Source organism: Candidatus Lernaella stagnicola (assembly GCA_030765525.1).
GTDB lineage: Bacteria > Lernaellota > Lernaellaia > Lernaellales > Lernaellaceae > Lernaella > Lernaella stagnicola.
In genome coordinates this window covers 118,191-141,152 of record JAVCCK010000038.1, presented here as the reverse complement: position 1 = coordinate 141,152, position 22,962 = coordinate 118,191, and the positions used below count along the sequence as shown (strand labels likewise).

Annotated in this window: 23 protein-coding genes and 1 tRNA gene; 17 read left to right on the top strand and 7 right to left on the bottom strand. The window is 59.9% G+C overall.

Going from position 1 to position 22,962, the window contains the following annotated elements; all coding sequences use genetic code 11:
• Positions 1–54 precede the first annotated feature (54 nt).
• Together P9L99_17640 and P9L99_17635 are read left to right on the top strand one after the other, a co-directional pair.
• Positions 55–3,000, top strand: a complete 2,946-nt coding sequence (locus tag P9L99_17640; GenBank protein ID MDP8225188.1) for an SUMF1/EgtB/PvdO family nonheme iron enzyme — start codon at positions 55–57, stop codon at positions 2,998–3,000.
• Positions 3,001–3,214: 214 nt separating this feature from the next.
• The gene (locus P9L99_17635; GenBank protein ID MDP8225187.1) at positions 3,215–3,958 is read left to right on the top strand and encodes a formylglycine-generating enzyme family protein; all 744 of its coding nucleotides are present in this window, start codon (positions 3,215–3,217) and stop codon (positions 3,956–3,958) included.
• 194 nt (positions 3,959–4,152) lie between these two features.
• Here P9L99_17635 and P9L99_17630 read toward each other — a convergent pair.
• Positions 4,153–4,224 (bottom strand) — tRNA-Thr (locus P9L99_17630).
• 217 nt (positions 4,225–4,441) lie between these two features.
• Here P9L99_17630 and P9L99_17625 point away from each other — a divergent pair.
• From P9L99_17625 to P9L99_17595, 7 genes are all read left to right on the top strand, one after another.
• A complete protein-coding gene (locus P9L99_17625; protein MDP8225186.1) occupies positions 4,442–6,265 on the top strand; it encodes a hypothetical protein in 1,824 nt (607 codons plus the stop codon).
• Positions 6,266–6,367: 102 nt separating this feature from the next.
• On the top strand, positions 6,368–6,799 hold the full coding sequence (locus tag P9L99_17620) for a YceD family protein (GenBank protein MDP8225185.1): 432 nt from the start codon (positions 6,368–6,370) through the stop codon (positions 6,797–6,799).
• A gap of 47 nt (positions 6,800–6,846) precedes the next feature.
• Complete coding sequence (rpmF, locus tag P9L99_17615; protein MDP8225184.1) at positions 6,847–7,032, top strand: 50S ribosomal protein L32; 186 nt, start codon at positions 6,847–6,849, stop codon at positions 7,030–7,032.
• Positions 7,033–7,041: 9 nt separating this feature from the next.
• Positions 7,042–7,986 carry an ACP S-malonyltransferase gene (gene fabD, locus P9L99_17610; GenBank protein MDP8225183.1) on the top strand — a complete coding sequence of 315 codons (945 nt, stop codon included), beginning with the start codon at positions 7,042–7,044 and terminating at the stop codon, positions 7,984–7,986.
• Positions 7,983–8,723 (top strand): 3-oxoacyl-ACP reductase family protein, encoded by a 741-nt coding sequence (locus P9L99_17605; GenBank protein ID MDP8225182.1) that lies wholly within the window; start codon positions 7,983–7,985, stop codon positions 8,721–8,723. The genes fabD and P9L99_17605 overlap by 4 nt, the downstream gene beginning before the upstream one ends.
• A 37-nt stretch (positions 8,724–8,760) precedes the next feature.
• Entirely contained in the window at positions 8,761–9,006 is a 246-nt protein-coding gene (gene acpP / locus P9L99_17600) for an acyl carrier protein (GenBank protein ID MDP8225181.1), read from the top strand.
• A 22-nt stretch (positions 9,007–9,028) separates the two neighbouring features.
• On the top strand, positions 9,029–9,268 hold the full coding sequence (locus P9L99_17595; GenBank protein MDP8225180.1) for a phosphopantetheine-binding protein: 240 nt from the start codon (positions 9,029–9,031) through the stop codon (positions 9,266–9,268).
• 47 nt (positions 9,269–9,315) lie between these two features.
• On the opposite strand, the gene P9L99_17590 is transcribed toward P9L99_17595, so the two are convergent.
• On the bottom strand, positions 9,316–9,630 hold the full coding sequence (locus tag P9L99_17590) for a hypothetical protein (protein MDP8225179.1): 315 nt from the start codon (positions 9,628–9,630) through the stop codon (positions 9,316–9,318).
• Positions 9,631–9,635: 5 nt separating this feature from the next.
• On the opposite strand from P9L99_17590, the gene P9L99_17585 reads away from it, so the two are divergent.
• Entirely contained in the window at positions 9,636–10,199 is a 564-nt protein-coding gene (locus tag P9L99_17585) for a hypothetical protein (GenBank protein ID MDP8225178.1), read from the top strand.
• Here P9L99_17585 and P9L99_17580 read toward each other — a convergent pair.
• The 3 genes from P9L99_17580 to yidD form a co-directional block, all read right to left on the bottom strand.
• Positions 10,155–10,718 (bottom strand): hypothetical protein, encoded by a 564-nt coding sequence (locus P9L99_17580; GenBank protein ID MDP8225177.1) that lies wholly within the window; start codon positions 10,716–10,718, stop codon positions 10,155–10,157. The genes P9L99_17585 and P9L99_17580 overlap by 45 nt on opposite strands.
• 170 nt (positions 10,719–10,888) lie before the next feature.
• Positions 10,889–12,097 (bottom strand): hypothetical protein, encoded by a 1,209-nt coding sequence (locus P9L99_17575; protein MDP8225176.1) that lies wholly within the window; start codon positions 12,095–12,097, stop codon positions 10,889–10,891.
• Positions 12,094–12,423: a membrane protein insertion efficiency factor YidD gene (yidD, locus tag P9L99_17570; protein MDP8225175.1), complete on the bottom strand. Its 330-nt coding sequence runs from the start codon at positions 12,421–12,423 to the stop codon at positions 12,094–12,096. The genes P9L99_17575 and yidD overlap by 4 nt, the downstream gene beginning before the upstream one ends.
• Before the next feature lie 68 nt (positions 12,424–12,491).
• On the opposite strand from yidD, the gene P9L99_17565 reads away from it, so the two are divergent.
• From P9L99_17565 to P9L99_17550, 4 genes are all read left to right on the top strand, one after another.
• Positions 12,492–12,743, top strand: coding sequence for an AtpZ/AtpI family protein (locus tag P9L99_17565; GenBank protein ID MDP8225174.1), 252 nt, complete (start codon positions 12,492–12,494; stop codon positions 12,741–12,743).
• A 34-nt stretch (positions 12,744–12,777) separates the two neighbouring features.
• Complete coding sequence (locus tag P9L99_17560; protein MDP8225173.1) at positions 12,778–13,242, top strand: hypothetical protein; 465 nt, start codon at positions 12,778–12,780, stop codon at positions 13,240–13,242.
• A 19-nt stretch (positions 13,243–13,261) separates the two neighbouring features.
• Positions 13,262–14,215, top strand: coding sequence for a F0F1 ATP synthase subunit A (gene atpB, locus P9L99_17555; protein MDP8225172.1), 954 nt, complete (start codon positions 13,262–13,264; stop codon positions 14,213–14,215).
• A gap of 61 nt (positions 14,216–14,276) precedes the next feature.
• On the top strand, positions 14,277–14,600 hold the full coding sequence (locus P9L99_17550) for an ATP synthase F0 subunit C (GenBank protein MDP8225171.1): 324 nt from the start codon (positions 14,277–14,279) through the stop codon (positions 14,598–14,600).
• A 56-nt stretch (positions 14,601–14,656) separates the two neighbouring features.
• On the opposite strand, the gene P9L99_17545 is transcribed toward P9L99_17550, so the two are convergent.
• On the bottom strand, positions 14,657–15,817 hold the full coding sequence (locus P9L99_17545; GenBank protein ID MDP8225170.1) for a hypothetical protein: 1,161 nt from the start codon (positions 15,815–15,817) through the stop codon (positions 14,657–14,659).
• Positions 15,818–16,000: 183 nt separating this feature from the next.
• Here P9L99_17545 and P9L99_17540 point away from each other — a divergent pair, with 183 nt between their 5' ends.
• Positions 16,001–18,196 (top strand): glycosyltransferase family 39 protein, encoded by a 2,196-nt coding sequence (locus P9L99_17540; GenBank protein MDP8225169.1) that lies wholly within the window; start codon positions 16,001–16,003, stop codon positions 18,194–18,196.
• 9 nt (positions 18,197–18,205) lie between these two features.
• On the opposite strand, the gene P9L99_17535 is transcribed toward P9L99_17540, so the two are convergent.
• The gene (locus P9L99_17535) at positions 18,206–20,137 is read right to left on the bottom strand and encodes a kelch repeat-containing protein (protein MDP8225168.1); all 1,932 of its coding nucleotides are present in this window, start codon (positions 20,135–20,137) and stop codon (positions 18,206–18,208) included.
• A 150-nt stretch (positions 20,138–20,287) separates the two neighbouring features.
• On the opposite strand from P9L99_17535, the gene P9L99_17530 reads away from it, so the two are divergent.
• Together P9L99_17530 and P9L99_17525 are read left to right on the top strand one after the other, a co-directional pair.
• Positions 20,288–21,607 (top strand): hypothetical protein, encoded by a 1,320-nt coding sequence (locus P9L99_17530; protein ID MDP8225167.1) that lies wholly within the window; start codon positions 20,288–20,290, stop codon positions 21,605–21,607.
• 9 nt (positions 21,608–21,616) lie between these two features.
• A complete protein-coding gene (locus P9L99_17525; GenBank protein ID MDP8225166.1) occupies positions 21,617–22,837 on the top strand; it encodes a hypothetical protein in 1,221 nt (406 codons plus the stop codon).
• The last annotated feature ends 125 nt before the right edge of the window (positions 22,838–22,962 follow it).

Below are 22,962 nucleotides of genomic sequence, written 5' to 3'. Positions count from 1 at the left end.
GCCCCGCCGCAGGCGCGGGCGGAAATATTTTCCCACCGACGGATTGGAGAAGATATGGGTGACGAAAAAAAATACAGGGTTTTCATCTCCAGCACCTTCATCGACAACGCCGAACGTCGGAAGACGGTCGACGATGCGATTGTCTCCGCTGGTATGCTGCCGGTGGGCATGGAGTGGTTCACGGCCAGCACCCGCCCTACAGTCGAATTCTGCACCCAGATGGCGGCGGAGTGCGACCTGCTCGTAGGGATCATCGCCTGGCGGTACGGCTGGATTCCAAAGGGAAGCAAAGTCTCCATCACGGAAATGGAATACGACGCTGCCAAAGAAGCCGGGAAAGACCGCCTGATGTTCGTGCTCGATCCTTCACTGCCGTTCACCCAAAAAGAGTTCGATCAGGACAAGGATAAATGGGTTAAGCAACAAAAGCTGGAGACATTCAAGGCTAGGTTTTCTGAGGACCAGATGCCCGCTCACTTTAATGAGACGACCCTTGGAACGCGGGTCTTGGCCGCCCTCACGGATTGGCGTCTCCAAGAAGAGGCCGGTGATTCGGGCCCCGCGAAGCTGAAGAAACCAGAGTCTGCGTGTAAGACCAACCCTGCCGTCGATGATGACATCCGGCTTTACTGTGCCAAAGTCGAATCCCTGCACAGCCATCTCCCCGTTGCGGGGTTCGTGACCCACCTCAAGGTGCCCATCGACATCGATGACATCTACGTTCCCCTGACCGCCACGGTGGACCTCCGAGGCTTCGGCGAGGGTGCTTTCTACAGCGCCAAGCACGCCGAGGAGTGCCTGCGAGGTTGCGAGGATCGCCAGCTTGAAATCGCACTACCTGAAGCGTTCCGGCAATCGGAGCGGCGGAAGCGAAAGGGCGTTGTGATCCTCGGCGACCCCGGCTCCGGCAAGACCACCCATCTCAAGCGGCTGCTCCTCTGGTGTTTGCGAAAGGGCACCGCCGACCTGGGGTTGCCCGCGGATATGCTGCCCGTCTTTCTGCCCTTACGCGAACTCAGAGATTTGAACCACGGGTTGGACGCCTTCATCCAAAGCCAGTTCGAGGGCAAGCACCTTGGAGTGCCAGCCGGTTTTGGGGAACGGATGATCCGGCGCGGCAATCTCCTGTTGCTTTTTGACGGTTTGGACGAGGTAGCTGATCTCGCCCAGCGCGAACAGGTCTCCAAATGGATCGTCGACGCTGTCAGAGAGCTCCCCACTTGCCGCTTTGTAGTGACGAGTCGCTACGCTGGGTACAGCGAAACGGTTCGCCTCTCCGAAGATTTCCTGGAGATGCACATCCGCCCCCTAAACGCCGACCAGGCGGCGCGGTTCGTACATAACTGGTACCGCGCAGTAGAAGTCCAACAGGCCAAGGACCCTGTTCAAGGCGAGTCCATCGCCAGAACTAAGGCCGAAGATCTTATCGACAGGCTGAGCCAACCGGACTTTCGCGCTCGGCGTGTATTTGAGCTGACCCGTAATCCGCTGCTTTTGACCAACCTGTGCCTCGTGCATCGGCAGCGGGGTGCGATGCCGAAAAAGCGGTCACGTTTGTATGAAGAGTGCGTGGATGTACTGCTGGAATATTGGCGGGCGGCAAAGGGGCTGAAAATCGGTGTGGACGCCCGGGAAGGGCGAAGAGTTCTGCAACCGGCAGCCCTATGGCTTCACGAGAAGGAGGGGCGAACTTACGCCACAGCAGAAGAACTCGAACCGGTTCTTTATCCCGCGTTGAAGAAGGTGGGGTGGGAAGGCGGCACAGCAAATGATTTCCTATCGACCATCCGCGACCAAAGCGGCCTGCTTGTCGGCTGGGACACGGAGCACTATGGCTTCATGCACCTGGGGTTCCAGGAATACCTAGCAGCACGGGAAATCCGCAGTCAGGCGTTCTCCAACCCCGAGGTAATCAAGGAGCTGGCCTCGCACTTCGGGGAAAGCTGGTGGGAGGAGGTTGCCCTGCTGCTGCTGGCGCTGGAAGACCCTTCTCTGTTCGAGCCCTTCATGCGCGAGGTCGTGAAGCTGCCGGCTTTCAGTGACAACATCAACATGGTGGAGATGTGCCTGGACGATGCGGCGGAGATCTCGACCGCGCCGTTTCGCGAACTGCTGGTAAAAGCCGCCGGTAAAGACCGTGGTCTTTGGGAAAGGCAATTTACCGCCTTGCGCATCCTATACCGACTCGATCCACAGGCGGTCGAAACGCTCGCAGGGAAATTGAGAGGCCACCCCGACGACAGGATAAGGAACTGGTTCAAGTTGAAGAAGGAGGAGGCCGCAAAACGGGCGACGCAGAAGGTCATCCACACCGAACCTGGGGGTGTCGAGTTGGTTCACATTCCCGGCGGGTCATTCATGATGGGACGCTCTGAGGATGATGAAGTCCGTCGTTGGTCGGACGAATTGCCTCGCCATTCAGTGACGCTCAACGAATTTTATTTGGGGCGTTACCCGGTCACTAACGAGGAGTACGGCCGGTTTTTAACAGATAATCCAAAATCCAAAGAGCCAGAATTTTGGGCTGATCGAAAGTGGAATCAGCCGACACAACCCGTAGTCGGCGTGACCTGGGATGACGCCAAGGCGTTTGCCGAATGGGCGGGTGGGCGTTTGCCCAGTGAGGCAGAATGGGAGTTCGCCTGCCGAACGGGCACCACAGGCTCACGTTACGGAACGTTGGATGAGATCGCTTGGTACAAAGGGAACTCCAACGGCCAACTTCAACCAGTTGGGTTGAAAAAGCCCAACGCCTTTGGGTTGTACGATACTCTCGGTAACGTCTGGGAATGGTGCGAGGACGACTGGCACGAAAACTACGACGGAGCGCCAGATAACGGAAGCACCTGGGTGAAGCAGAAACGCGGCGAGAGTGCCCGTGTTGTCCGCGGCGGTAGCTGGGGCGATCTTGCTGTCTATGTGCGCGCGTCGATTCGGGGCGGGGGCAATCCAGACTACCGTGGCAGCAACGTAGGGTTTCGTATTTCCCGGGACTGTTAAGAGTTACCCTTGGGCTCTTTTACCCTTTTACCCTAGCCCCGCCGTCGGCGGGGGCGATTTTTTTGCTGTCGACATGCAAGGTCAGCCGCACACGCCGTTTGCGACCACTTGTCGGCGTTCGGTTGGATTTTCTACTGTGACGATGTATCCTTTTCCCTCAAATTTATCTCGGTAACCTCAGCATTTGTTCAAGGTCCCCCCGTGGAGGGTTTCGATGAGACATGTGAAGTTTTTTGCGGCGGTGGCCGTCGCGCTGGCGCTCGCGGTGGTGATTTTTGTCGTGGTCGCGCAGCAAAACAAGGGCGACGATGCGCCCGATGGCATTGTTCAGATTCCCGGCGGGTGGTTCACGATGGGGTGTTCGCCCCGAGATGGGAAGTGTTACGACAGCGAAAGACCTAGCAAGCGGGTGCACGTGGATGCCTTTTTCATCGACACCCACGAGGTGACGCAGGCCGAGTACCAGCACGTGATGGGCGATAACCCCAGTCATTCCAAGAACTGCGCCAACTGCCCGGTGGAAACGGTGAATTGGACCGAAGCGCGCCGCTACTGCGCGAAAGTGGGCAAACGTCTGCCGACCGAGGTGGAATGGGAATACGCGGCCCGCGGCGGGACGACGGGGGTGCGGTACGCCGACCTCGACTCCGTGGCGTGGTACGACGGCAACTCCGGCAGAAAGACTCATCCCGTGGGCCAGAAGCAGCCGAACGCCTATGGTTTGTACGACATGCTGGGCAACGTGTGGGAGTGGTGTGAGGATTGGTTCGACGAAAATTGGTACTCGCGGATGCCGGAGCGCAACCCGATCAACACTCAAAATAACTCGACCCGCGTGCTTCGGGGTGGTGGCTGGGTCAATATTCCCCGGGGCGTACGCGCGTCGGCTCGGAACAGGTACTATCCGGACGTCCGTAACCCCTACGTAGGGTTTCGATGTTCCCGGGACTTAGAATAACCCTTGGGCTCTTTTACTCTTTTACCCTTGCCCCGCCGAAGGCGGGGCGCGGATTTTTTTGCTGTCGACATGCTAGGTCGGCCGCACTGTAGCGCGAGCAAGTCGAAACGTACCGGGATAAGGGCGCACACAAACGCAAAGTCGGGATGCGGATTCAATAAAAAAACCCCACCCGCGAGGGGTGGGGCGAGGTGAGCCATCGCCCGGGATCGAACCGGGGACCCCCTCCTTACCAAGGAGGTGCTCCACCACTGAGCTACGATGGCCCAGAATATCTGGGGTTCCATTGTCAACACTCGGCCAGTTGGCCGGATCCCCCCGATTTAGGGAAATCAGGGCGAAAAGTTTAGCGAATTGGGATCGGAATGCAAGCCCGAAATGCGTGTCGGCGGTCAAAAAAGGGTTCTACGGCGCAGTCCGGCAGGTTTCGAAAGCCGCCTCGCTTAGCCGCCGTCGCGGCGGATGTGCTACCATGCGCGAACCATGAAACGCAGAAGAAAAATGCTGTACGCGCTGGCGGCGGTCGTCGCGGGCCTGCTGGTTCTGGAAGGCGCGGCGAAGCTCGTGGAATCGCTGGGGACATCCCGCGAAGACGAGATCGTCGACCGCTTTGCCGTCGACAGCGTTTTGCCTTTTCAGAATATCGACCGTCAATTTCTGGTGGAAACCGAACTGGGCGGGCGGGCCGGTTGGATCTTCAGCGGTGTCGATCAGGCGAACCAATGGGTCGTGCGCGACAAGCCGCCCGGGCAGGTGCGCGTGGTGATTCTCGGCGGTTCGCAGGCCGGCGGCATGGGGTTGGCGGCGGAAGTCAGCTACGCGCGGCGTCTGCAAAAATGGCTGCGCGAACGACACGCCGAGCGCGACATCCAGGTCATCAACCTAGCGGTCACCGGCTACGCCGCCGCGCAACACGCTTACCTCGTGCGCCATGTGCTCCCCCAGTTGCAGCCGGATTTGGTGCTGGCCCTTTTCGGGCACAACGAACGGCTGGACGTCAAAGCCATGGTCGCCGAAGGCATGGCGCCGCCGCGGATGATCGAAACGACGGACTCGTTGCAGCGGCATTCGGCACTGGCGCGCCTGCTTTCCCCCAACCGGCGCGAGACGGACGAAACGCCGCAGGCGGGCCGGCCGATCCCGGCGACGCATTTGGATCCGCAGTGGCAGGCTTTTTGGAGCAACCGGTTGACGCGCTCGCTGCAGACGATCGCCGACACGGTCCGCGGGCTCGGTGCCGAATTGATCGTCTGCCATCCGCCTTCCAACCTGGCGTTCTTTGAAGTGCGGGACTGGTGGTGGTTCGATCACCTTCAGCTAGACCCCCGCTTGGTTCGGGCGCGCCATTGGCTGCTTTATGACCGGCCCGAGAAGGCCGTCGACCTGATCCGGGAGGTCTTTCGCGAGCGCCGTGACGCGGCGTTGGAACTGCTGTTGGGCCTGGCTCTTACGCAGGCGGGCCGCCCTGAAGAAGCGGGCAGCCACCTCCGGGCGGCCGTCCGCCTACTCGAACAGGACCCGAAGGTGCCGCCGGAGAAGTTTCTGTGGATGATGGTGCAGGCACGGACGGCCCTGGGCGAGCGGGAGCGGGCGGCGTCGATGGTGCACGAGTGGATCCGCGAGACGGGCGAGCTGTCCGGCCGCCAGGGAGTCGTGGGGTTGTCGCTTCGGGCGATCGGCGAAAGCGAACGCGCCGCGAAGGTGCTGGCTGCGTCGCGCGATCACCACGACATGGCGTTTCGGGCCGACCGGAACGTGCGGCTTATTTTGCAGCGCGCCGCCGAGCGCAACGGTCTGTTATTTGTGGACCTGGACCGCGCCTTTGCCACCGCCTGCCGCGAGGGCATCTGCGGTTTCGACATGTTTATCGATTACTGCCATCTGACGCCTGTCGGCCACGTGCGGATGGCCGGTCTGCTGCTACGGTTGGTGGAAGAGCGTCTTGGTTTGTCTTCCCCCGCGCCTGATCCCGCGCCCGCCGCTGAGAAAGAGCTTTGGGCTGCGCTGCGTAACCGGGAGCGCGATTTCCCGGAAATCGAGCAGTGGCTCGGGGTTTGCGACGAGATTTGGCAGATATCCGATGAACGACTCAACGACGAAAGGTGCCGCTTGCCCGAGGACGCCGAAGATCCGATCTCGTTGGTTTATCGGGGGAATATGGAACTGCAGAATCTGGCTGGAAGCGAAAATATCACGCGGGCCGTTGAATATTATCGGCAGGCGCTTGCCGTTGATCCCGACTTCGCACCGGCCCTCGGTAACATCGAGTGGATTGAGAATTATGTTAATATCTCCGTGGCCCCTTGAGCCGAATGGAGTGGCCGGACTCGGATTGGGGGTGTGTCAACACTGGTTGACACCCGAAAACCCGTGCGTATACTGCCGTTTTCACCGCCTGGGGAGGTGTGGATGAAAATCCTCATTCACCGCATTAGTGAGCCGGGCGATGCCGTCGAATTTTCAGTGCCGGGCTCCTTGCTGCGGCAATGGTTGGGCGGACAAGGTAGTATCATTCGTTGCTCGGACTGCGTGGCCCGACTCCGATTGGAACGATTGGACCAATTGGTTTCGATACGCGGGACGGCGGCGTTCGGCATGCGCTTTGTGTGCGGGCGTTGCGGCGGCGAATTCGATGCCGATTTGAGCGTGCCCGTAGAGATGGTGCTCTCGCCGCGACCGGGCGACGGTTTGGAGGCGGTCGAGGACATCGGAACCGGCTACCATAACGGTCGGCAGATCGATTTGGGACGCACCGTATTGGAACAAGTCGCCCTGGCGATGCCGGAAGTGCTATTGTGTGATTCGGATTGCAAGGGCGTTGCAACGGATTATGAAACGTAATTAAATGGGCGGACCCATAAGGGTTCGATTCCAACGGAGACAGAGACATGGCCGTACCGAAACGAAAAATCAGCCACGCCCGCGGCGCCAAGCGCAAAGCGGGTCAACGCAAGGCCAAACCGGCAACACTGATTCCGTGCCCGAACTGCCAGGAAAAGATGATACCGCATCGCGTGTGTCCGTCCTGCGGTTTCTATAAGGGCCGCGAAATCATCGAGCAAGCCGAAGAGTAAAGGATTCCCATGACCACGTCGGTCGCGCTGCTATTCCCCGGTCAGGGAGCGCAATTCGTCGGCATGGGTACGGAGCTGGCGGAGAGGTTCCCGGTCGTCGCCGAATGGTACGAGAGGGCCGAAGAGGCTTGTGGACTGCCCCTGCGTGAATTGTTCGCTTCCGGTCCGCCGGAACAACTGTGCCTCACCGAAATTCTGCAACCCGCACTGCTGACCGTCGAGATCGGCGCCTGGCTGGCGCTGCAGGAACTGGCTCAACCAAAGATCGTGGCCGCCTTGGGTCATTCGTTGGGAGAATACGCGGCGCTGGTCGCCGCCGGCGTTCTGGATCCGGCCGACGCGGTGGCCCTGGTGCGCAAACGCGGGCATTACATGCAATCGGCAGTGCCGGCCGGGGTGGGCGGCATGATGGCCGTTATCGGCTTGCGCACCGAGTACGTATATCGCGCTTGCGAAGAGTTCGGCGGCGAAGAAGGCATCGGTGTTTGGGTCGCCAACGACAACTGCCCCGGGCAGATCGTCGTTTCGGGGCACATCGAGGGGCTGAAGCAGATCGCGGGCATGTTCAAGGACATGGGGGCTAGGCGGCTGATCGCGTTGGACGTCAGCGCTCCTTTCCATTGCCCGTTGATGGAACCGGCAGCCGAAGCGTTTGTGGACGACCTGTACGAGGCGAAGGCGAACGAGCCGCGTTTTCCGGTGATCGCCAACGCGACCGCCGCGCCATACAAAGATGCAGACGCGGTTGCTCTGCTGCTCGAAGCGCAGATTCACTCTCCGGTTCTTTTCCGCGAGTCGCTGGCTCTATTGCCGCATTTCAAGCCCGATGTGCTGCTCGACCTGGGTCCGAAACCGGTGATTTCCGGCTTGGCGAAACGAACGATACCTGATATTCGAATTCTAGCGGCCGATACCCCGGACAAATTAGAACAAGCAGCCAAGGAGTTGGAATGACCGAAAGGCGAATCGCCTTAGTAACAGGTGCATCCGGCAGCATTGGCGGTGCGTGCGCGCGGGAACTGGCCCGGCGCGGGTATGGGGTCGGCGTACATTATCGGCAAAAAGCGGAACACGCGGAAGCGGTCATTGCTGAAATCCAGGCAGCCGGGGGTGAAGCCTGGCCTCTAAAGTTCGATGTGGTCGACCCGGAAGCCATCGACAGCAGCGTGCGCCAGTTCATCAAGGAGCGCGGGCGGTTGGACGCCTTGGTGGCGGCGGCGGGCATCGTGCGCAGCCAAATGATCGCCTTGACGGGGCCGGCCGAACTCGACGAATTGTTGGCGGTCAACCTGCGCGGAGCGTATCTGACAGCCAAACTGGCCTCCAAAGCGATGTTACGCAATTACTTCGGGCGCATCGTGCTGTTTGGGAGCATCGTGGGCCGGCGGGGCAACGCCGGGCAGAGCGCCTATGCGATGAGCAAAGCGGGATTGGAAGGCTTGGCCAAAAGTCTGGCTCGGGAACTGGGGGCGCGGCAGATCACGGTCAATTTGGTCGCGCCGGGGATGATCGAATCGTCGATGACGAAAGACTTGACGAACGAACAACGAGAGTTCATCTTGCAACACGTGCCGCTGCAACGAATGGGTGTTGCAGAGGATGTAGCCGCGCTGGTCGGCTTCCTTTGCAGTGAAGAGGCAGGATACATTTCCGGGACGATCGTGCCGGTAGATGGCGGGTTAGGTATCTAACGAATAAGGTTCAACTTTCAAGGGAGTTCGCGAAACAATGAGCGACGAAATCTACAGCAAATTGATTGCCTTAATTGCCGAGAAACTGAACGTGAAAAGTGACCAACTGCAGCGAGACACTGAGTTCATCAAAGAGCTCGGGGCCGACAGTCTGGACTTGGTGGAACTGATCGCGGACATCGAATTAGAGTTCGATCTGGACACCATTCCCGATGATATGGCTCAGTCTATTAAAACCGTCGGCGACGCGTACGATCGCTTGATGGAGGTCATCAACCAGTAGTATCTCGCGGGAGAGGGTGCACATGGATCTGGAAACAAAGGTGCGTGAAATCATCTGTGATGTACTCTCGTGCCAGGTTGAGGATCTGAGCGACGATGCCTTCCTTTCAGATGATTTGGGTATGACTCCTGACGACCTCGAGGAATTTGTCGCCATGGCTCAGGAGGAATACGAAATCGAAATTCCGGACGTCGACGCCGAGGAGTGGGAAACCGTCGCAAATGTCGTGAGTTACATTCACGATAAACTTGAAAATGCCTAAAAGTCGTCGGAAGGCGTTACAGCGCCTGAAGAACGACGCCATCTACCTTACCGCGCGCGCTGTGTTCGCCATGGCCCGGCGGCATTTTTATCACCGGCCATCTCAGCAATTGGGAATTGATGGCGGCGACCTTCGCGCACCTCGGTTATCCGGGGTACGAAGTCGTGCGCTCGCTGTACGACCTCCGGATCGACCGGCTGCTTAACGAACACCGGCGCAAATACAACTACATCCCACTCACCCGCGGCGGCGGCGAACTGATCAAGGAAATCATCGAGATCTTCTCGCGCAACGAATTCCTCGGCCTGTTGGTCGATCAGGACACCAAAGTGCGCGGTGTATTCGCCGATTGGTTCGGGCACCCGGCGTGGACGCCGTCCGGACCGGCGTATCTGTGCTACCAAGCCGGTATCGACGCCATGCTTCTGTTAAGCCACCGAGAAGTGGACGGCACGCGTACACAGTGGAGGTCACGCCGACGTTGCCGCGGCCGCAAACCGGCGACAGAAAAGCGGACATCCAAGCCTACACCCAGATACTCAACGACCGCCTGTGCGACCATATCCGCCGGTATCCGGAGCAATGGGTGTGGATGCACCGACGCTGGAAGACCCGCCCGGCGGGTGAAGCGCCGGAGAAGCACCCTGCGCCGAAGCCGGAAGAGCCCTACCATGCGCAGCGACTCGTCGACCGATGGCTAAGCCGTTGGGCCGGGTCGCTATCGTGGGAGCGGATCGACCGTTGGGCCGCGCGGCTCGCGAGGTGGCGCGGCTTGCTGAGTTGGAAACGGCGCCGCAGAGGGTGGCCGCCGCGTTGGAACGCATGCTTCGCGAGCATCCCGGTCCATGGCATTGGGATCATAAAAGCCGATGATGCGAAGCTGCGGTTAGTCGTCGAAGAGCGAGGTTTTCAACTCCGCCGGAGCGCTTGACGGCTCGGGGTTCTCTTCGACCTTTTCATCCACTTCGTTTTTTTCGGCGGATTCGCGCAGTTCGGGCCGGATTTCCAGAACGCGTTCTCGCAACTCATCGAACCACGGCTTGGCCAATTCCCGGCGACTGATGCCTTCGGGGGCGACGCGGATGTCGTACTTGGCCATTTGCATGTCGAAACCGCTTCGCGAAATGGTTTCGCGATCCAAGCCGTATTCCGCCATCTTTTCGTCAAGCTGGTAGGCATTGATGCCAAAGCGCTCAGCGACCTCGGCGGGCCGTTGCATGCGAAAGCGGTCGTCGGGCGTGATGCCGAGATACAAAGCGCAAAACAACTCAAAGGCGTTGAGTTCCGTGGAGCCGACGGCAATCCGCCGCCGGTCCGAACCATTACCACCCTTGGACGCACCGCCGCGTCCGCGACGTCGCTGGCCGTTGGAGCGTTTTCGACGATTGCCGGGTCGGCGCTTCTTGCCGCCCTGCCGTTGGCGGTCGCCATAGTCGGGACGATTATTCAAGCGAACTCCTGGAAAAATAGCGTGACTACTTCTCTCACGCGAGCAATTGTTACTGCCTGTTTTTGGTGTCGGTCCGCTGTCCTCGGCGGTCAAGTAGTTTTTTTTGCCGAGCGACGATAGCTAACGACCATTCATTCGGTAAGACACAGAGCAAATTTCCGCTGTATGCATCATTCCAGGATACTTACCGTATCGGAGCGGAAATTGCTTACTATTAGTTTGCGGCCTGAATGCGTCGTCGTCAAGTCGCAAGGATCAAGGCCCACGCGAATGCGATCGAGCACCGCAACGCTCTCCACATCCACGATGGCAATTTCGCCCGCGCGCCCGTCGCGGCGACTCAACGCGGCCATCAATTGCGTGCCGTCGGGCGAAAGGATCATGTCTTGCGGATCGCCCGGTAACACAACCTGTCCGGCTGCCTGCTTGCGCCGCAGGTCGATACGGGTGATCGACGCGCCGCCGGCGTCCAGCGAGAACGCCCACCGGCCGTTGGGCGTCGTGGTCAGCATTTCGGGCGCGCCGCCAACTTGAATCGTGCGGATCAAACGGCGGTTTTGCACATCGTAAGCAGCCACGGTATCCGAGCTTCGTTCAGGCACGAGCAACGTCTGCCCGTCTTCCAGGAAGATCGGTCGCCGGGCTTGCGAACCGCCCAGGCCGATATCCATCACCGGCCCGGCGGGGCCGCGCGGATCGAAAAGATACACCGGCTCTTTCACGACCTTCGTTTGGCGAACCAGACGCTGCCACACACCGCTGCCGGCGCAGGCGAGTGAACCGTCGGCGCGTATTGCCAGGGAACCGGGCGGCGTGGGGAAACGAATACGGCCGACCTCGTGCAAGTCTTTCAGGTCGATCAGCACGGCCTGCGGCGGCTGAGTCACCGTGACCACCAGGCGGTCGTAGCCGGGCACCAGGGCCAAGTCGGCGATCGCTCCGCCCATGGCCAGCGATTTCAGGCGTGCGCCGGATTCGGTTTCGATGACATGCACGCGACTGCCGTTCATGCCCACGGCAAACAGCCGCGGTCGCTGGGGATCGACGACGATTTTATAGATGCGTTCGTAAAGCGGCACTGTCGTCCACCGGCGGTCGAAAAACTCGGTGTCCAATGCGGTCACCTGCCCGCTGCCGGCACAGGCCACAAAAATCGTTTTCTCGTCCGTGGCTGCCGCCAGGCCATAGGGTCGGCGGCACACGGGCACTTGTTCCCGTTCGACGAAAAGCTGCAGGCGGCTGGGCAGATGCTTGGGCGTGGGCACCTCGGTGACTTCGGGGTTGGTCCGCGCGACGGGGTCGTCCCTCGTGTTGAGGTCGTCGCAGGCCGACGCGAAGATGAGCAGCAGCAACAACGCGATGGCGACTTGTCGTTTCATTCGGGCCAATCCTCCCCTTCGCCGCCCCAGGGGCTGCAACGCCAGATTCGTTTCGCGGCGAGCCAGGAGCCACGGTAAGCGCCGTAGCGATGCACGACGAGCTCGCCGTAGACCGAGCACGTAGGCGTGTACCGACAGCCGCCCGGCCGGGCGTGCCGGGTGAGGGCCTGCCAACTGTCGATGATGCCGAGCATGACGACAACGCCCGCTTGGCGGCTCGGCTCACGCTGTGCGTCGATCGCGGCCGCGGCCACGAGCAGGCAACACAGCGTGATGGAGATTTTCGTTTTTGCCGCCAACGCAATCCTTTCGGCAACGGCCGCCAAAACCGCAAGCCACCGTTGGCCCGCGGATGTTCTATGCTATAGTCAGGCGGATTGATGGAGCAAGTCACATGGCCGGATCACTTAAAGACCTAAAACACGCCGCGTCGATTGGTTCGGTGGGCTTGGAAATGGGGGCTGCGGTCGCCATCGGCTATGTGGTGGGTTACTATTTGGACAAGTGGCTCGGCACCGATCCGTGGATGAAAATCATCTGGATTGTTTTCGGGCTCGGGGCAGCGGCTAAAGCTATATTTGTTGCTTATAAGGCCGGCAAACGCATCGGCGAGGAGGACGAGCCTGAAAGTTCCGATCATCAATGAACGCAACACGCTCGATTTCGTCTCCAAGGTCGGGGTGCTGATCTACGTTGCGTTTATCATCGTGTCGATTGCGGTGTGGTTGTCGGGTTTCGATATCACGGTCGTGACCGGTACGTTGTTCGGCGGCGGCTTGTCGATGGTAAATTTCAACATTTTGAAATGGGTCGGACGCAAGATCGTCGAGGATCCGAAGCGGCTTAAGATACAGTATTTCGCGCTGGTGTGGTTTAAGTTCGTCATGTTGGTCGGGTTTTGTTTTTTCACGATCGTGTACTGGTCGGCCTACTTCAACATCATCGCCTTTTTCGTCAGCCTGGGGGTGATTATCGTGGCGGTCGTCACCGCCACGGTGGTCGCGATTTACCAGGGATTCACCGACCTGATCGACGAGGACTGGCAGAAAACGGAAGAAAAATACATTGGTTGGGACGATGTGGACAATCCCGACGAAAAGGATTATAAAACGGGGTCCAAAAAAGGTGTCTTTGATCGGTTGTAGATTTCAGGAGCAAACTGGTATGCGGCATTTCCGGGCAGTTATTTTCACCCTCGTCATTCTTCTTACTTTGTGCACCGCGGCAACCGCGACGACGTCCGACTTAGCGCCCGCCGCCGCACCTTCGTCCGAACACGCGGACGCCGCCGTCTCCGGCGGTCACGAAGCCAAAAAGGCCGATGTGCACTGGACTCTCTTCAATTACATTCCGATGGAATGGATGTACCCGGTCGCGGTGGCGATTGGCGGCATGCTGGGCGTCCCCAAGGCGGATATCGACCCGCATGGCTTTACGGCGCACGCCTTGTTGCACGTCCTGGTCATGTTCTTCGTGCTCATGCTGATTCTGTTCATTTCGTTGAGAGTCGGCGGCCGCTACAAGAAAATGCTGAAGACCGGAAACTACGATCCCGATTCCGGCGTGACGCTTACCAACTTCGTCGAGACGATCATCAAAATAGTGCTGGGCATGATGAAAGACATCATCGGGCACGATGAAGAGAAATACCTGCCCCTGGTGGGCTCGCTGGCCTTCGTGATCTTGCTAAGCAATCTGCTGGGCTTGATCCCCGGCTTCTACACCGCCTCGGACAACCTGAATACGACACTCGCCTTGGCGCTGATCGTCTTTTGCCTCTATCACTACTACGGCATCCGCGCCCAGGGCATCGGCAAATACCTCGCCCACTTCCTGGGACCCATGGAAGGCGTGATCAAATACGTGATGGCCCCGATCATGGTGCCGATCGAATTGATCAGCCACCTCGCGCGGCCCATGAGCCTGAGCTTACGTCTGTTCGGCAACATGTTCGGCGACCATAAGGTCTTCGCCGTATTCATGGGGCTGCTCGCCGTACCGTTGATTTACCCGCTGCCGTTTTTGGCCCTGGGTACGCTGGTGGCCATCGTGCAGACCCTGGTCTTCTCACTGCTGACCATGGTGTACATCGGCTTGGCGACAGCGAAGGAACATTAGTTATTTTTCGCGGCTGGAATGGACCGGCCGCGTTTCCATTCCCGAAAGGGAGGTAGGTCCGATGAAAAAGACCGTCATTCTTATGGGCATCGTAGCTTTCTCCATCGTACTGTTCGCGGGTGTGGCGTTGGCGCAGGACGGAGAGAAGCTGGACACCGGTGTGAAAAGCATGATCGCCCTAAGCTGTGGTCTGGGTATCGCGATTGCCGCGTTTGGTGGCGCCCTTGCACAGGGCCGTGCCGCCGCCGCCGCGATCGAAGGTATCGCCCGGAATCCCGGCGCCTACAACAAGGTCTTCACCCCGATGATCCTCGGCCTCGCATTGATCGAGTCCTTGGTCATTTACAGCTTGCTGATCAGTCTGATTTTGGTCTTCAAGCTCTAGTCCGGGAAAAGACTCTGGTAGAAAGGTCGCCCACGTGGGCGACCTTTTTTTATGGCCTAATCCTCGCTTCCGACATAGCTGACATCGCGTAGGCTGCGGCCGTATTCGGCCCCATTGGGCAGCGTGATCCTTTGCCACGTTTGACCTTCGGTGCGCAGGGCAATAGCCAAACCGCTGGGGGCGACCGGTGAGCCTTCGTGGCCGACGGCAAAGCCGAGACCGGCGGCGGGGAAATCGATGCCGTAAAGTTCGGAAGCCAACGGCGGGGAGGGCGATGCCATCCTTTCCCACTCGTTGCCGGTTTTTCGGAAAATCGCGTTGCCGGTGCCCGAAGCGTACCAGGTTCCGTCCGGCGCCACGGTCAAGTCCTGCAAGCAACCCTCAAACCGCGGGAACCAAACGTGCCGCCAGTCACCCTCGTCGTAGGTAATCATCTCGACGGGCGAATAGCCGGCGCGCCACGTGCAGCGGGCGGCGTATCCACGCCCCGCGTCGTCGAAATCGACGGAGGCCAGCGAGTCGAAATATCCGCCGGTCCACGGGCGCGACCAGAAACCCTGTCGAACCTCACGAAGCACCGCCAAGCCGCTGGCGGCGTATGAAATGCCGGCGAAAAAGGCGTGGTTCGCCGAGCGCAATCCAACATCGTAATACACCATGTCGAGCGAAGCATCGCGCCCCGGATTGTTGACCGGCGTCCAGATGCCGCTTTGGTAGCGAAATCCGATCGCCTGGCCCGGGTAGCGGCAAACCGCCCAGCCGTTTTCGTCGTCCAGGAAATCGAAAGCGGAAATGCCCACGCAAAGCGAACTGGATAACGCGACCTGCCAGCCGCATTCGTCCCGCGCGAGCAGGATGGCCTGCGGCTCGGCAAACGGGCCTTCCCATCCGCCGGCCCAGGCGTGCTCGGAGTCCAGAGCATGAACCGTCAGAAGACCGGCAGGCCCCTGCAGCGCAGGCACTTCTTCTTCCACAATGACGCCGTTGTCATCGAAATAGATCAGCGCCGCGAGTTCGCTTTCCAAGGTTTTGAAGCCGACCATCCAACCGCGATAGGCAACCGATGCCGACGGCATTTCGCCGCCGCGATCATCGGACAAAGCATAGTGGGTTTCATTGATTTCGGCTTCGGATTCGTCATAGCTGCAACTACCCAGGAGCGTCAGGCAGAAAAACAAGGCAAGCGCACCACATCCATAAATACGATATCGTTCCATGATTCTTCTCTTAAAACATATTACGTACATTTCATATCACGAAGCCAAGCGGAAACCAATCATCAAATAACATCCACGGAGGGGGGCATCCGGTCGACGGGACGGAGCTTGTCGATCCGGCATTGCGCTAAAAAGGCTGCGGTCAACTTGCCGTGGCGGCAACGCTCCGGTATAACCCGCCACATGAATCCGCATCGCGAACTCAGCCCCTTGCAGAAACGTGTCGTGCAGGTCTGCCTGGCGCTCATCGTGCTCTACGCGGCCGCTGTGTATATGTACGCGGCGTCGCTGCATGCGCCGATCGTCGACGAAGCCGTGTTCGGGCGGGCGTCGCTCGAAATTCTCGGCGGCGATACGTTTCTGACAGGCTGGCGTGTGATGAAGCCGCCGGTGGTGTACTACGCGCAAGCGGCGGCGCGGGCGATGCTCGGCCCGACCGCTTTTGCCGGGCGCTTACCGGGCCTGCTGGCGACGATCGGCTGCCTGCTGCTCCTCTATCGCCTGGGGCGGCGGTGGTTCGGCGAAGTCGCCGGCTTGTTGAGTGTCGCGCTGATGGCGGCGTCGCCCTATCTGGTCGAGCATTTTCCCACCGGACGCACCGACGCCGTGGCGTTGTTTTTCATCCTGCTGGCCGTCGATTTGGCGTGGTCACGACGTTTGGGCTGGGCGGGATTCGCGTACGCGATTTCCTTCAGTACGCGGCAGTTGGCGGCGCTGTCCTTTCCGATCGTCATGGCTTTTGCGATGCTGGCCGAACACCTGCACGCCGACGAAAAGCGCCCGCCGCTGAAGCTCGCCTGGTATGTGACGTGGACCTTCTTCAAGGGCACGTTGCCGGTGTTGGCGGTGCTGGCGGTCTGGTCGACGTTCGAGCGCATACCCTTCGCGTGGTTGGTAAACGAACTGCAACTCGAGAAGTACCACGAGGGCGAGCACGTTTCGCTCGGCGCGTGGGATAAGTTGCGCCACTGGCTGAGTGGCTCGCGGCGATTTTTCGTATTTTGGCCGCTGCTTCTGGCGGCGTTGGCCGGGTGGGGCGCCGGCTTGGTGTTCCTGGCGACGCGGGCGGCGAAAAAGTGGCGGGCGGTTGACGACCCAGCGCGGGCCGTCGTGGCGGTGTTGGCCGCTTTCGTCCTCTTTTTCTACGCGGCGCACACGATGAAATGGCTGACGACCTACTGGCGCTTTCTGGTGCCGGTGACGCCGTGGGTGTTTCTGCTCGGCGGTTGGGCGCTGGCGCTGCTGTTGCGTTATGTCGACCGGGGTTGGGCGTGGTCGGGCGTGCTGCTGGCGCCGGTGCTGGCGCTGTCGTTTCTGGTACCGATGACGATCGCCTTCGGGACCGGTCTCTCGCCGTTGCAGCAGCCGGTGCCGGAAGACGACGTGCCGCGCGTTGTGCGTTGGTTGGAAGACAACGCCGCGCCGGACGCGATCGTATTCAACCGCAAGTTCGGGCCGGAGTTCGATTACGCAACCTACGGCACGCGCTTGAAGCACAAACAACTCGTGCAACAACCGGAAAAGCTCAAGCCGTATGCTTTGAGTAAGTTGGACCGCGAACTCTTTTTGTTTCTCAGTCACAAGCATAGGAACGAGTGGTTGGCCTTCCTGAACCGGGACCTCGCGCCGGTGTTTCACCTCGAAGTTGTGGACCTACCGCTGCAACGCAGTGATCTCTATCGGGTCAAAGTGGTCGACGCGGGCGGTGTCACGGCCGGTGAAATCGCCTATCTCGACGGTGCCGCCATGGTGCGCGAGCCGCTGACGTGCAATGTGCTACGCCGGTTGTTCGAACAAGCGCTGAGCGACAGCAAGCCCGTCGCATTTGCGTGGCAGGTGTGCGATCCCAACGCGACGCCGGGGATTCTGGCGTGGCAGGTCGGGCATTTTCCGGTCGGCGGCATGCGCGTGGCCAAGGCCGGATTTTATTACGATGCGCCGCGCATCGATTGGTCGGCGTTGACTGTGGCGCACCGTTTGGTGATCCATCAATCGAAGCGCGCCCACGCCGAATTCATGCTGACGGCCGAGCACTTGGCGGAGTACGCGGCGCGGAAAAACAAGAACCTCGACAACCTGAAGTTCATCGTTGAGTCCGACGGCGTGCTGCTTCGCGCGCAGGTCAAGCTGCCGGGGTGGCAGCCGCAACTCGAGGCGCGCGGCTCGTTGGAACTTCGGGGCGACCACGTCTACTTTCGCCTGCGGGAAGCCAGTCTGGACGGCGTGCGACCGCCGAAATTCGTCCTCGAGTATGCTGAAAAAGTGATGAACCCCGCGTTCAAGCTCGATCTGCGGCGTTGGGGTTTGCAGGCGGCGTCGGTGCGTTACGCGGCGTTTCCGGCCAATGCCGTCGTCGTCACGGCCCAAGCGCGCGACTGACCGAACGTTTCAGCAGCCGCAGCATCCTTCTTCATCGTCATCATCGTCATCGCCGCCAAGATCGTCCGGCGTCGAGTCGTCGTCGTCATCCCCGGTGCCGAAGTCGCGGTCGCCGGGCACGATTTCATCGGCGCAATCCAGGTCAAGCGTCTCGGCGCTGTCGGTCGGTATGAACAGCGCTTCCATGCCGCCGGCCACGACGATGCGCCCGTCGAGCAGGTCGGCTTCGAGGTAATAGCGACCGGCTTGCAGACGGCTGATGGACGTCCAAGCGTCGGTTGCCGGGTCGTATTCCACGACGACGTTGGAGGCTCGATCGGCTTGCTGGCCGCCGATGGCGTAGAAACGGTCGTTGCACGTGCAGTCGGCGCTGCCGACCAAATCGCGCGGCGGCGGTGAAATCTCCGTCCACGTATTGCTTTGCGGATCGTACATCTCGGCGGTGCGCAGCGGCAGACTGTTGGAGCCGCCGGCCACGATGATCTTGCCCTGCACCACACCCGCCAGCGGCCGTTGACGCGGCTCGAGCAGCGACGCCGCCCGCCGCCACGTGGCGTTCACCGGGTTGAAGACCCACACGGTGTCTTTTGTTTTCTGGCCGTCAAAACCGCCCAGGACGTAAAGCTCCTGGTCGAGCACGACGGTCGCGGCCCAGGTGGTGGGCGCGGGCAAGCGGTATTGTTCGATCCATTCGCCCGCGGCGATATCCCACACGTTCATCGCGTCGGTGACGTCGCCGTATTCGTCGATGCCGCCCAGGAAAACGAGCTTGTTCCACAAGTAGACGCCGTCGCTAACATGCACCGCGGGCTCCAGCGGCGTGAGGACTTCGAAGTCACCGGCGAGGTTGAAGCGCACGAAGTCACCCGACACACCCGGCGCGAGGTAGTTGGAGAGCACGTAGATCCATTCGCCGTCGGACACCACAGCGTGGTCTTGAAACGCGACGGGCAGCACGCCTTCGAGCAATTGCCAATCGGGTCCGGCGTAGGTCGTGAGGGTCAGCGCGGTTTCGGTAAGAGGATCATCGGTCGCGACGGCCGCGAAAGTGACGGCGTCGACATCCCACAAATCGACGTCACCCGGCACGTCGACCTGCACCGTAATCAGGCCGGTGTCGCCGGGATCCAGATCAACGGCGGGCGGCGTGATGGAGATCGGCCACATGCTGCCGGCGAGGTCGAAGGTGATCGTCGCCGGTCCGTCGGTGGCGTTACGCACGCTGAGTTCGAAACTGGACGAATCGCCCGGCGCAGCGGCGACGAAGCTATCGGTCGCGCGCAGGTCGAGAAAGGCAGGGTGACGGATCAAATACGAAGAAGCGGGCACCAGTCCGGCTTGCCGGCAGGAGATGGACAGGCCCAATTCCTCCACCGGGCTCATCAGGCCGATGGTCGCTCCCGCGCCGGCTTCGGTGGACGGATCTTGGTACTGCAAGAGGATGTAGCTGGTTTCTTCGGAAAGGATGACCTGTGCGGTGACGGTGTCATCCTCGGTGTTCCAGTGGCGGAAGGCGCGAAATTCGACGATCAGAAAACGCTGGGGTTCTTCACCCAATACCAAAAAGTAGGCTTCGCCTTCCACGGTGGGATCGAAGTCATCCCAGTACGCGGCAATGTAAGCCAGATACGGGCTTTCGCTGGGAATGCACGGGATTTTGAAGGTCTCCTGCTGGTTCACAAACACCAAGCGCCCGTTGCTGCTGATGTAGAACTGCTCGAATTTCTCGCCGTAGAAGTCGAACGCGAAGCCGATAGGAAAGGGTCCGACGAGCGAATCCTCACTGGGGAAGGTCACCAACTCACCGGCGCCCGCGTCGATCCATTGGTAGGGCGCGGCGTCCGTCCATACGTAACCAAAGTCGTCCGGACCGCCCTCGGCCGCCACGACAGGAAAAGCCGTTACGATCAAGATCATCGCGACCGTTGCCAGGACACGCATTCGCCTCCACCTTTCTTGCCGGGCTCCGACAGTCAGGAAAAGTCTAACATCCCCCTGTACGGCCTGCAATTTCTTGTTATCCTTTCTCAGGTAGCAGGTTTCCAACAATTTGGATTCCCTCGTTTTCCGATGACGGAAGGAGCTTTTTCCATGCGGATTTGGCGCTTGGTGGCCGCGTTATTCTTGCTGATGCTGGCGGTCGGATGCATTGACGTTGACACTCGGATTAAGGTGTTTCAAGACGGGTCGGGCACGTACTTCGATTATATTGAGGTCGAAAGTAAATTACTCGATCTGGCGATGGGCCAGGAAAACATCAATTCCTACGATGACATGCTCGCGCTCGCGTACGACGAACTCGAGAAGTCCGTCGCGGAATTCGAAGGCATTCGCTTGCTGGATATGAAGGCGAATTGGGACGGCAAGGAAGCCATGCGTATCGAGACCCTGATTTGGTTCGATTCGATTGCCACCTGGAATAAATTCGCCCTGGCAACAAAAAAACCCAGCCTCAAGTTTGACGCCAAGCCGATAAAAAAGGGCGCGCACCGAGGTCAGACTATGTGGACGCTGAAGGTAAAGCCTACCGGCACCGGGCTGCCGGGAACCGGCGCCGATGCGGGGATGAGCGAGGCTGACTTGAAGCGCATCGAGGGCATGGAAAGCATGATGGGCACGTTCAACATTCTTCTAACCGGTCCGGGCGACGTGGTCGAGGTGCCGCAACCGCCGGAGCCGGAAATGCAATCCGCCCTGGCGGCTCGCGACAGCGTCACGTTTTCCGGCGGGATCGCGCAGATTCTCAAGGACCTGGAATTCGAGATTTCGTTCCGCGGCGCCCCCCTGGATGAGGATGCCCTAGCGGCGGCCAAACAAAGCGTGCAGGTCGAGCCGTCAAAAGAATTCGGCGAACTCCAGGAGATCGTCGCCGCCTACCGCGAACGTTTGGCCGTGCAGGAAGCGGCAACGCTGGCCGTAGGCCTCTCGGGGTTTCGCCTCGCGTTGACGATTGACGAAGACCAGATGGTGGGAATCACGACCACGCGGTTATATGCGGCGCCGATCGCACCGGTTTTCGTGGCGCGGGAAGCGCTTCTGCACAGTATGGTGCCGGAACTAAACGCTAATTACGACTTTCGCGTGGACATGGTCGAGAGCGAAAACGGCAAGCAGTGCAGTATCGTACGCACGCGCAAAAAGCCCCTACCGCTTAGCGAACTCGGCGGCCTCATACAGAGGCGGGAGGATGCCGGAGACATTGTGTACACGATCGACATACCCGCTTTGTTGGAAGTCGTACCCGAGGGGACGAGAATGCGCGTCTTGGGCGAAATCGTTGTGAACACACCCACGATGGTGATCGGGACGACGGGTTACAAGAAAAGCGACCGCCAAGTCGAGCTTATGTTGCCGGCATTTAAGGTCGTGGAAACGAACCGTTTGGTTGTGCGCGTTGCGGGAGGGGAGTAGGAGACGATGATGAAACGCAAACAAATGATTCCCGTGTTGTTGTTGATCGTGCTCGTCGCGTTGCTGACCGGTTGTTACGAGGTGAAGGTCGACGTTCAGGTGTACCCCACCGGCGAGGCGCTGCTCACTCACGTGGTGACGATTCCGACGATGGCTGTGAATATGCGGCTGAAATCGATGTCCATTTCCGCCGTGGACATGCGCAAGATGATCGAGCAACAGGCCGAGCAGGACGCCGTGCTGATCGGCGAGACTCAATTGGTCGACGCCACGATTCGGCAGGGTCCGGACAGCACGACGATTACGCGACGTTTTCTTTTTGCCGAGGCCGAGCATCTTTCGGCTTATTTCGAATTGCTTGGACTTGAGGCTAAGTACAAACGCGGCTGCTTCCGGCACAAGTTTGCGGTGGAAGCGCCTGCCGTCGACGAAGGCAAGGTCGTGCGTTTGGGCAAATTCTACGAACCGCCCCCCAAAAAAGAACAAGTGATAACTGAAAGCTTTGCCACCGAACGGTCTTTCACCCTGCGCGTCACGATGCCCGGTTCGGATAAGAAGGTGGAACCCGAGTCGGAAAAATTCGGCAACGCCTGGGAATGGAAAATCGCCGAGGAACGGTACCCGGAACCATTGGCCGTCGATTACCAAACCCGCCGCAAAAAAGCCAAACTGCCGCCCCTGGGAAAACCGGCGACGTCCGATTTCGCAGTGATCGACCGCGTGCTCACGGGTCTGCCCGGCGACGGCGCGGCTGAGTTCGCCCGCCGCTTCGGAGCCCGACTCACGCCGGTGTTGCACTTGCGGTTGGACAAGCGCGACCGGGTCGACCTTTCCCTGCTGTGGCGAGCCGACGAGACCGCCGCCCAGGCCGCCGATTACCACCGGCAAGTCGATACCCTGACGGCACCGGATTTTGCCGCCGCGTACTTTCCTTACGTGGAGGCGCTCGAATTGGACGGCGGGCGCATTGTTGCCGAAGGTTTTCGCCGCCGCGCGCCCTGCAAGGCCAAAGAGTTAACCGGCGCGCTGCGGGTTGAGCGAGACGGCAAGAGGCAAGTCGTCGTTTTGCAGACGCCGCGCATGTACCGGGGAGCGGGCGCCAAAGCCGGCCCCCCCGAGCGCGTTGTGGCAGTATTGGTGGTGACTTTCCCCGACGGCGCGCAGCAGTATCGCGTGATTACCGTCGCTGATTTGCGGGCCGGAAAAGCGATACGCATCAGCGGTCATTGACCCGCCCGGCATCACATGACAGGCATTCGCCGAGGGAGTGTTTTTTCGACGCCGAGGGAGCGTTGCGACCAACCTCCGAGGCTGGACGCTTGGTGTTGCTGTGATATGCTTTGGGCTTGAATTCG